Below are 10,270 nucleotides of genomic sequence, written 5' to 3'. Positions count from 1 at the left end.
CCCCCTTGATAAGGGGGGTGCCGATCCCCCCTGCCCCCCTTGATAAGGGGGGTGCCGATCCCCCCTGCCCCCCTTGATAAGGGGGGTGGCTGATAATTTTTAACGCCTACCTACTTAAGTTTTCAGTTCACTGATTACTGATTACTGTTTACTGGACGGCTACGCCGTGCCTTTGGCAACACTGAAAAAAGCTCCCCACTTCCCACTTTTATTTACTGGTGGTTTGAAAACGTTTCCAAACAGGTTCGTAACTTTGCAGAGCTTTCATGTACTGTACCCGTTCAAAAGCAGTCGGATCTGGGCAATTCATTTGACTCATACTGCCAATTAACTGCTCGATCGATTCGTACTCATTTTCTTCCAACCAATGCAATAAACCCTGTTCGATCTTGGTAATTTCCTCCAAACCGTGGCGTAATAAAACACTAACTAACATGGTCGCTTTTGCCCCTACCATCATCATTTTGATCACGTCGATGGCGTTATGAATACCACTGGTAGCGGCAAAATCCGTCGCTACACGACCGTAAAGCATGGCAATCCAGCGCAGGGGTAAACGCATTGCTTGGGGATTACTGAGGATAATATTAGGGTGAACATCCAAGGTGTCTAAGTCGATATCCGGCTGATAGAAACGGTTAAATAATACCAACCCATCGGCCCCTGCTTCCGCTAATTGTTTAGCCATATTGGCCGTATTGCTAAAGTAGGGACTTAACTTCATCGAGACGGGAATTGATACCTCCGATTTGACAATTTTGAGGATATCAATATAGTTTTGTTCGACGTGATTTCCGGTTAATTCTAGGTCGTTGGGAACATAATAAACATTCAACTCCAAAGCATCAGCGCCCGCTTGTTGAATTTGAATGGCATACTCCAACCATCCCCCAGAGGTCTCACCGTTGAGACTGGCAATAATGGGAATATCGACCATTTCTTTGGCTTTGCGAATATGGTTGAGATATTCGTCGGAACCAACGTGAAAAACCTCTGGTTCGGGAAAATAAGTCAAAGCTTCCGCAAAACTCTCGGCTCCGTGGGTAAAATGATGGTGTAGAGCCAGTCTTTCGTGTTTAATCTGCTCCTCGAAAAAGGAGTGTAAAACCACGGCAGCGGCTCCGAAGTCTTCCATTCTCTTGATATTGTCGATATCCTCGCTCAAGGGTGCGGCCGCACCGATGACTAGCGGCGATCGCAATTGCAAACCCATGTAAGTAGTGTGTAGATTCATAACTATTCGTTGCTCCCTGTACCTTTTGCTGCTAAATACTGATACATTTGCCAGCGCGTATCCACATCTGCTTGTGCTTCTTTGAGCAGACGTTTAGCTTCCTCCGGCTTACTGGTGGCCAACATCTTAAAGCGATTCTCCGAGTAGAGAGTTTGCGCTACGGTAAGCTTAGGCGCACGGCTGTCCAATTGTAGGGGATTTTTGCCTTCTTTAGCTAAATCGGGATGATAACGGTACATTAACCAGCGACCGCTTTCCACCACTTCTTTTTGATGGTTCATGGCGGTGGTCATGTTGATCCCGTGAGCAATACAGTGAGAATAGGCGATAATTAACGATGGCCCGTTATAAGCTTCCGCTTCTAGGAAAGCTTTGATAGTTTGCTCGTTTCTTGCCCCCATAGCCACGCTGGCCACATAGACGTTACCGTAGGTCATGGCCATTAAACCGAGGTCTTTTTTCGGGCTGGGTTTGCCACCAGAAGCAAATTTAGCTACGGCGGCGCGAGGAGTAGCTTTCGAGGACTGGCCGCCCGTATTCGAGTAAACTTCCGTATCCATGACCAAAATATTGACATTGCGACCACTGGCTAAAACGTGATCTAAGCCACCATAACCGATGTCGTAGGCCCAACCGTCACCCCCGACAATCCAGACACTTTTCTTGACCAGATAATCGGCCACGGATAACAACATTTTCACCTGCGTGGTCGGGGTTAATTCCCCTAAACGGGATTTTAGGGCCTCTACCCGATGCCGTTGTTCGTAAATTTCCGCTTCATCGACTTGGTGACAATTGAGAATATCTGCCGCTAGACTTTCTCCGATTTCACTAGCGAGGGTTTGTAACAGTTCGGCAGCAAATTCTGCCTGTTTATCGATGGAAACTCGGAATCCTAAGCCAAATTCGGCATTATCTTCAAAGAGGGAATTCGACCAGGCCGGCCCGCGACCTTCGGCGTTAACTGCCCAGGGCGTTGTCGGTAAATTACCTCCGTAGATAGATGAACAACCGGTGGCATTAGCCACTATCATGCGATCGCCAAATAGCTGACTGACTAATTTAACGTAGGGAGTCTCACCACAACCGGCACAAGCGCCAGAAAACTCAAAGAGAGGTTCCTGCATTTGCTGATGGTTAATTTTATTGAGATTTAGGCTTAATCGGTCTGGATTAGGCAAATTAAGGAAGAAATCCCAGTTAACTCGTTCCTGTTCCCGCAGGGGCAGTTGGGGAGCCATATTAATCGCTCTTAGACGTGGTTGCGATTTGTTTTTAGCGGGGCAAACATCAACGCAGAGACCGCAACCGGTACAATCTTCGGCGGCCACTTGGATGGTGAATTTTAGCCCTTTCCAGTCGTGATCCTTGGCATTAGCGACTTTAAAGGTTTCTGGAGCGGTGGCTAATTCGACCTCATCATAGACTTTCGAGCGAATAACGGCGTGGGGACAAACAAGAACGCATTTACCGCACTGAACACAGACATCTGCATCCCAAACGGGTATTTCTTGGGCAATATTGCGTTTTTCCCATTGGCTAGTGGCGGTGGGATAGGTCCCATCGTTGGGAAGGGAGCTAACGGGCAATTCATCCCCGTGACGGGCGATAATTTTGCCGAGGACTTCTCGGACGAAAGCGGGTGCAGTGTCGGGAATCGGTGGTCTTAATTCAAAAGCTTCGGGGGTGACAGTGGCGGGAATTGAGACTTGATAGAGGTGTTCTAGGGCAGAATCCACGGCTTTAATGTTCATCTGCACGATTTCTTCGCCTTTCTTGCCGTAGGTCTTGCGGATGGCTTTTTTAATTTGTGCGATCGCGTCTTCCCGCGACAAAACCCCCGCTAGGGCAAAGAAACACACCTGCATCACGGTATTAATCCGACTGCCCATCCCCGCTTCTTTGGCCACTTGAGTGGCATTAATCGTATAAACTTGCAGATTTTTATCGATGATAGTTTGCTGGAGATGGCGGGGTAAGTGACTAAACACCTCCTCCGGTGGATAGGGACTATTCAGGAGAAAAATTGAGTTCGATTTAGCGGTTTCTAGCAGGTCAAATTGTTCGATAAATTCCCACTGATGACAGGCGATAAAGTTAGCATCGGTGATTAAATAGGTAGAGCGAATCGGATGGGGGCCAAAGCGTAGGTGAGAAACGGTGACAGACCCAGATTTTTTGGAATCGTAAACGAAATAACCCTGGGCATAATTATCAGTATCTTCACCGATAATTTTAATTGAATTTTTGTTAGCTCCCACCGTACCATCGGAACCTAAACCGTAGAAAACTGCCCGCACTACTTTGTCTGGTTCGGTGGAAAAACTGCGGTCATATTCCAGACTGGAAAAGGTAAGATCGTCAACGATACCAATAGTGAAGTGATTTTTCGGTTTGTCGAGACTTAAGTTATCAAATATACCAGCAACCATGGCTGGAGTAAATTCTTTGGAAGATAAACCGTAGCGTCCTCCCACAATTTTCGGCAGCTTGCCTTCGTACTCTTCCATAAAGGCATTTACCACGTCTAAATATAGCGGATCGCCCCCAGCACCGGGTTCTTTACAGCGATCTAAAACGGCTATTTTTTTCACCGTGGTGGGCAGAGCTGCCAGTAATTTTTCGGCGGCAAAGGGACGATAGAGACGAACTTTTAAAACCCCAACTTTAGCCCCATTTTGATTGAGATAATCCACGGTTTCATGGACGGTTTCCCCTCCCGATCCCATTAACATAATCACTCTTTCGGCATCGGGCGCACCGTGGTATTCATAGAGATGGTATTGCCGTCCTGTTAATTGGGCAAAACGATCCATAATTTTTTGAGTGATATCGGGACAAGCATGATAGAAAGGATTGACGCTTTCCCTTGCCTGGAAATAAACATCGGGATTTTGTGCCGTGCCTCGTAACACCGGTCGATCGGGAGTTAAAGCTCTTTGACGATGGGCAATAATTAGGTCTTCATCGATCAGTTCTTTGAGAGTTTCATCGCTAATTAATTCGACTTTTTGCACCTCATGACTGGTACGAAAACCATCAAAAAAGTGCAGAAAAGGAAGCCGCGTTTCTAGGGTGGTAGCTGTGGCAATAGCCGCCAGATCTTGAGCTTCTTGAACGGAATTAGCCGCTAACATAGCCCAACCCGTACTTCTGGCAGACATGACATCACTATGATCCCCAAAAATTGACAACCCTTGGGCTGCTAAAGCACGGGCTGCCACATGGACTACTGAAGAGGTTAATTCCCCCGCAATTTTGTAGAAGTTGGGGAGCATTAATAATAATCCCTGGGAGGAAGTGAAAGTAGTAGTTAAAGAGCCTGTTTGTAGCGCTCCGTGCAGGGTTCCCGCTGCCCCACCTTCGCTCTGCATTTCGATTACGGAAGGAATGGTTCCCCAGAGATTAGCTCTGCGTTCGGCTGCCCAACTATCGGACCATTCACCCATAGGCGAGGAGGGAGTGATAGGATAAATAGCGATCACTTCACTGAGACGATAGGCAACGCGTGCAACAGCTTCGTTACCATCTATGGTTGCATAGGTTTTTGTGGTCATGTGTTCCCCTTAGTTTTTACGATATTTGTCGGGATTTTAAGTTTTTTTACGGCTCAATTTCGCACTAAATATCCTCTCGTTTCCCTGACAACCGAAGGATTTTCTTGAGCGTCGCTTTTGACTCCCTATCTACTATTGGACGCTTACGGCAGACAGGCTTAAGTAGAGCAATTTTTCTGTCTCCACCTCGATCATTATCCAGATTCTGGGCTTTCTAGCAATTCGTTATTTTTTCTTAATACGCTGCTGAGTTTGCCAGCAACCGACCCTGGGATTAATTAATATTCAGAATTGAGATAAAAATTAATGATACTTTTTAAAAAAAAGTGCTAGGTCAGAAGATAAGCTGTTGACTATCTAAATTACTCGTTAAGACTGTCTATGAGCAGGGAGAAGGAATTATGAATTATTAATTAGGGTTTGCGGCAAAAAGTTTTTCGGTGGTGGCAGGGTGTGGGGTGTAGGGTGTGGGGTGTCGGAAGAATAAATAGAAATAATCCCCTGTCTCGGAGTCTCCTGTCTCGGAGTCTCCTGTCTCGGAGTCTCCTAACCAAGCACGACAATTTTTGATTTTTGCAAGAGATCTAATAACCAGTTGATTTAGTCAGCCGATGAAGTTAAGATGTACTAGGTTAAACACAAATGAACTAAAGTACAAATTATCTTAACCCAAGGATAGGAAAATAGATCATGACTAACCTCGAATCCCTTACTCAAGCGCAACAGGAGTTGTACGACTGGCTAATTGAGTACATTCGCACTACTCAGCACGCCCCTTCCATCCGGCAAATGATGCGAGCGATGAATTTACGCTCTCCCGCACCGATTCAAAGCCGTTTAGAACGTTTACGCGCCAAAGGCTATATTGATTGGACAGAAGGAAAAGCACGCACCCTGCGGATTCTCAAACAACCAGTGCAAGGTTTACCTGTTCTAGGCGCGATCGCTGCTGGTGGTTTAGTGGAACCCTTCACCGATGTGGAAGAAAAACTCGATCTTTCTAACCTGTTGCAACGCAGTCAAGACTGTTATGCTCTCCGCGTTTCCGGAGACAGTATGATCGAGGATCATATTGCTGATGGGGATCTGGTGATTATGCGTTCTCTCACAGGCAATGAAGGGGTGTCCAATGGGGAAATCGTCGCCGCTAGAGTCGAAGGCCACGGTACTACTTTAAAACGTTTCTACCAAGAAGGCGAAATCATCACTCTCCAACCCTCCAATCAAAAATATCAACCAATTACAGCCAATACTGAACAAGTACAGGTGCAAGGGGTTTTGGTTGGTGTTTGGCGCGGTTATTAGCCAAAACTGGGGCGCACTTAAGCGCCCCGATCATTTTTCCTCTCCTTGGCTTCTGGAAAAGAATCGGGTTGGCAAACTAGGATAATATAAGGGTTTTAGCCTATCCCGCACTCAGGTGTTTTAACTTTTATGCCCAAAAAACAGAAGTATCCCCATCTCTTGGGGTCAAAATGGACGGCAAAACAAAAAACATGGGGCTGGCGACATTTTCAAGTGGTCAATCGTCAAAATCGCGGTCAATGGGTTTTTGCCGAATTAGTCGCTTCCTGCGATCCGACCGTCCGCTTCTGGATTAATGCTAAACAGTTGCAAGACGCGAATCTCTGGCAATCAGGTTGGCAAACCCTAACGGAAATGAACCAACCCGACAGCGCCGACGAGATTATTGTAAATTAAATGCAGTACAGCCTATTACTGTTCCATAAAGGTCCGCACCGTACCATCAGAACCAAGAACTAGACGCAATTGGGGATTACCAGAGATATCGAGGGGAGACACGAAAGGTTGATTAAGCAGGGGCATATTAGTGCGATCGAGATAGATTTTCGCCGCCTGTCCCAGGGGAATAATCTGTTTTAGGGAACCATCCTGATTTAAGACCAAACGGTACTCTAGAGTATGCTTGAGACTTTCCGGGGGTTGCCAACGGGACTGAAAATATTCTCTGGTTTCTGCCACTTGGGGAATTGTATCTAGTAAGTTCGTCTCTGGGGCTTTAGCGGTACTTGTGGACGGTTTGGGGTCTAAATTGACATTTTCGGGGTTAACAGGGCTTAGAGGCGGTAAATTGGGCAATTTTGGCGGTGCTGGACTCGGATTCATCGTGGTGGGGGGAAGATTTGCCAGTGCATTTGTACCCTGAGCGCCAGTGACGGGGGGGGCAGTAATCGGGATGTTCTGATTATTCGGTTCAATTACGATCGCCGTGCCGCCGGGAAGCGAACCTGTGACTGGTGGCGGCGGTAAAGTGGACGGCGGAATCACCAGGGGGACGCTAGAGGGACGAACTGGGGCTGGAACGGTTCCCACGGGGGGCGGTGGCGGTAAAGGGGTTTTATTGCCCAAATTTGCCGGTAACTGCGGGTTTGGGGCGGCTGTTCCCGTGGGGGGTAAAGGCAGCGTTGGCAAGGGTTGGGGAATCTTGGCACTATTGGGATCGATGGTTAAATCATTGTTGGCCACTTGTTGCTGTTGATAAAATGCGATCGCTATTCCCCCGATAGTTATTAGGGCTGAGGCGATTAATCCCGTCCAGATCAGGGCATTTTTTCGGGTTTTCTGGCGAATTAAAGGGGGTATTAGGGGGCTTTCATGGTTATACTCCCCTAAAGCATTGGCTAGATCGAATAATTGCGATGTGGTTAATTCGATCTCCTGTTTATCCTGATCGGTTAGCAGGGAACCTAAAAATAATTGATGCTGCAGAAGTCCCTGACAACGGAGAGAGGGTAAGGAGGGGAGATGGCTTTCGGGGGAACCACTAGCCACGAAAGAGAGGGTAGAAACGGGACTAGAGAGTAAATTCTGCACATAATTAGCGACAATTTCCCCTAGGAGTTGTAATTGTGTGCGATCGCCTTTGATCGTCACCTGTTTTTCCTCACTCAATCTAGGATCATCAAAGCGCAATTGAAAGTGGGCATCCTTTAAGACATTTTTACCCAGCCAAACCGCTAGAGGCGAACTATTTCCCCAAATTTCTAGGGTACAGGTGGGGGGTGTATATTTGCGAATTAGATTACTCATTTTTAGTTATCGGTGGGAATTATGAATTATGAATTATGAATTATGAACTGGGAAGCTTTTTTTCAGTGTTGCCAAAGGCACGGCGTAGCCGTCCAGTAAACAGTAAACAGTAATCGGTGAACTGAAAACTTACATCTGATAACTGAGAACTGATAACTGATAGGCTTTTTACTTTTTACTTGCTAAAAGGGTGTGCCAGAGAAGGAGATGACTGCGGGGGCTGCTGTAGAACAATAAATCGATTAATAATTTCCAGGCTAGGGAAGCAAGGCTAGAATCGCTGAGATTATTTTCCGATATTTCTGGGTATTTTAAGCGAAAATTATCAATATAATTGCCCAAAAGTGTGGTTTTAACTGGTTCTTGTCCTTGAGTTCCCACTTGTTCCAAGAGAATTACAGCGCGACGGATTAACTCTTGCTTTTTTTGGGCCAAATGACAGAGGAGGAGAACTAGAGAACGGATGTCCGCGAGGGAAAGTTTTGACTGGGGTTGCCAGTGGTGGGCAACTAGGCGATCGCTTGTATCTGCATCTAAGGCTAATTCTTGGGCTGCTTGGGTGATAGACTCGGAGTCTAAATTAGCTAGAGAGACTAAAGCCGCCAAAATCAGGTTTAAATAGCTATTAATACTCTCTAACTGCTCGTTACTGGGTGAGATAGCTAGGGGTAAATCCTCACCCGTGGAGGACTCGGCAGACTGAGGCATAGTCAAGGACATAGATAAAAGGAATTGCCAGCAGAAAAACTTGGGTTTAGGAGAAAAAATCACTGGTTCTAAAGTGTAATAATAATTTAGATTGTTCTTTTCTTGCACGTCCGCTCACCGATTGCCTCCCACCCAATGAGTTTAGAATCCGCTACTGATGAAGTCATTAAGCAAAATTTGGAACAATTTCTAATTGTTTTGTCCGTTTCCCTGAGTGTGGCCACGGTTTCGAGGATTTTTAGCTGGTTTCGCCAAATTCCTTACACCCTATTGTTAGTGATAGTCGGTTTAGGTTTAGCTTTTATCGATATCCGTCTGGTGAACCTATCCCCCGAACTGATTCTAGAAATTTTTCTGCCCCCTTTGCTATTTGAAGCCGCTTGGAATACGCGCTGGCGAGATCTGAAGGATAATTGGATTCCCGTCAGTCTTTTCGCTATTGTCGGCGTAATTATCTCGATTTTCGGGGTTGGTTTTACCCTAGATGAATTGACTAATTTACCCCTATTTACGGCATTATTAGTGGGTGCAAGCCTTTCTTCTACGGATCCCGTCGCTGTTGTCGCTCTTTTTCGCGAATTAGGGGCCAGTAAAAAACTCACCGTGCTTTTGGAAGGGGAAAGCTTATTTAATGATGGGGTCGCTGTGGTCGCTTTCGCTCTTTTGGTGGAAATTCCCCTCGGTGCTAGTGGTCTATCCTTAGAGACAACCATTAGCCGGATTGCCGCTTTTATCGGTATCGGGGTGGCAGTGGGTTGTTTAGTGGGTTTTGGTATTTCCTATCTGACTCAACGTCTCGATTTACCCCTAGTGGAACAGTCTTTAACTCTTGTGTCCGCCTACGGTGCTTATTTATTAACCGAGGAGTTCGGGGGTTCGGGGGTAATCGGAGTGGTGACTACGGGGATTATTTTGGGTAATTTTGGCTCTAGAATCAGCATGAGTCCCCGTACGAGGCTATTAGTCACGGAATTCTGGGAGTTTCTCGCTTTTTTTGTCAATTCGATCGTTTTTCTCCTCATCGGCGATCAGATTCGTCTCTCCAGTTTAGCCGATAATCTCAATTTAATTTTTATCACGATCGCTGCCGTAGTGGCGGCCCGTTTTCTGGCTACCTTTGCCTTGGCAACTGTTAGTAATGCCTTGATGGAAACTAAAATTAATTGGCGGGAAAAAACGGTTTTATGGTGGGGAGGTTTGCGCGGTTCCGTTTCTATTGCCCTAGCTTTAAGTGTGCCGGTTATTTTTCCCAATCGTCAGGATATCATCGATATCGTCTTCGGAGTTGTTCTCTTTACCCTGTTGGTTCAGGGATTAACTATTCAAACTTTCCTATCGAGATTAGACTTGATCGGTGATCAACCAATTCGAGAAAACTATGCAGAACTTTTAGCCCGACGGGTAGCTTTAAAAAGGGTTTTAGACTATCTTTCTAAGTTAGATAAATCTCCCGATGTTGCCCCCGAATTCTTTAGTTATGAGCAGCATCTCGTCAAAGAAAAGTTAAAGACCGTAGAAGCGGAAATACAATCTCTCAACGATAGTTATCCCCAATTACAGCTATTGACAATGGAACAACTTCGGGAAACCCTCCTAGATATCGAAGCTGATACCTACGCTGAATTTATTCGAGCCGGCCGTTTAACTAGCAATTTATCCCCCGTCCTTCAAGAAATTCTCGCTGAAAGTAAAATTACTGATCAGTAGGACTATTTTGGGG

At 46.1% G+C, this 10,270-nt stretch carries 7 protein-coding genes; 3 read left to right on the top strand and 4 right to left on the bottom strand.

Going from position 1 to position 10,270, the window contains the following annotated elements:
- Positions 1–208: 208 nt before the first annotated feature.
- A complete protein-coding gene (locus IM507_RS11085) occupies positions 209–1,234 on the bottom strand; it encodes a dihydroorotate dehydrogenase-like protein (RefSeq protein ID WP_002754321.1) in 1,026 nt (341 codons plus the stop codon).
- Between the two features lie 2 nt (positions 1,235–1,236).
- Complete coding sequence (nifJ, locus tag IM507_RS11080) at positions 1,237–4,791, bottom strand: pyruvate:ferredoxin (flavodoxin) oxidoreductase (RefSeq protein WP_287637004.1); 3,555 nt, start codon at positions 4,789–4,791, stop codon at positions 1,237–1,239.
- 690 nt (positions 4,792–5,481) lie between these two features.
- On the opposite strand from nifJ, the gene lexA reads away from it, so the two are divergent.
- Both lexA and IM507_RS11070 read left to right on the top strand, forming a co-directional pair.
- Positions 5,482–6,096, top strand: a complete 615-nt coding sequence (lexA, locus tag IM507_RS11075; protein WP_002737392.1) for a transcriptional repressor LexA — start codon at positions 5,482–5,484, stop codon at positions 6,094–6,096.
- A 129-nt stretch (positions 6,097–6,225) separates the two neighbouring features.
- Positions 6,226–6,492: a TIGR02450 family Trp-rich protein gene (locus tag IM507_RS11070; protein WP_002737176.1), complete on the top strand. Its 267-nt coding sequence runs from the start codon at positions 6,226–6,228 to the stop codon at positions 6,490–6,492.
- Positions 6,493–6,507: 15 nt separating this feature from the next.
- Here IM507_RS11070 and IM507_RS11065 read toward each other — a convergent pair whose 3' ends face one another.
- Together IM507_RS11065 and IM507_RS11060 are read right to left on the bottom strand one after the other, a co-directional pair.
- Positions 6,508–7,842, bottom strand: coding sequence for a DUF4335 domain-containing protein (locus tag IM507_RS11065; protein WP_287637003.1), 1,335 nt, complete (start codon positions 7,840–7,842; stop codon positions 6,508–6,510).
- Positions 7,843–8,010: 168 nt separating this feature from the next.
- Positions 8,011–8,550 (bottom strand): DUF3038 domain-containing protein, encoded by a 540-nt coding sequence (locus IM507_RS11060; RefSeq protein ID WP_194014799.1) that lies wholly within the window; start codon positions 8,548–8,550, stop codon positions 8,011–8,013.
- Between the two features lie 135 nt (positions 8,551–8,685).
- Between IM507_RS11060 and IM507_RS11055 the strand changes: the two genes are divergently transcribed.
- Positions 8,686–10,257 carry a Na+/H+ antiporter gene (locus tag IM507_RS11055; protein ID WP_123230458.1) on the top strand — a complete coding sequence of 524 codons (1,572 nt, stop codon included), beginning with the start codon at positions 8,686–8,688 and terminating at the stop codon, positions 10,255–10,257.
- Positions 10,258–10,270 lie beyond the last annotated feature (13 nt).

The sequence above is a fragment of the Microcystis sp. M20BS1 genome (assembly GCF_020245305.1).
Taxonomy (GTDB): domain Bacteria; phylum Cyanobacteriota; class Cyanobacteriia; order Cyanobacteriales; family Microcystaceae; genus Microcystis; species Microcystis ichthyoblabe_A.
This window is presented reverse-complemented; position numbering and strand designations above follow the sequence as displayed.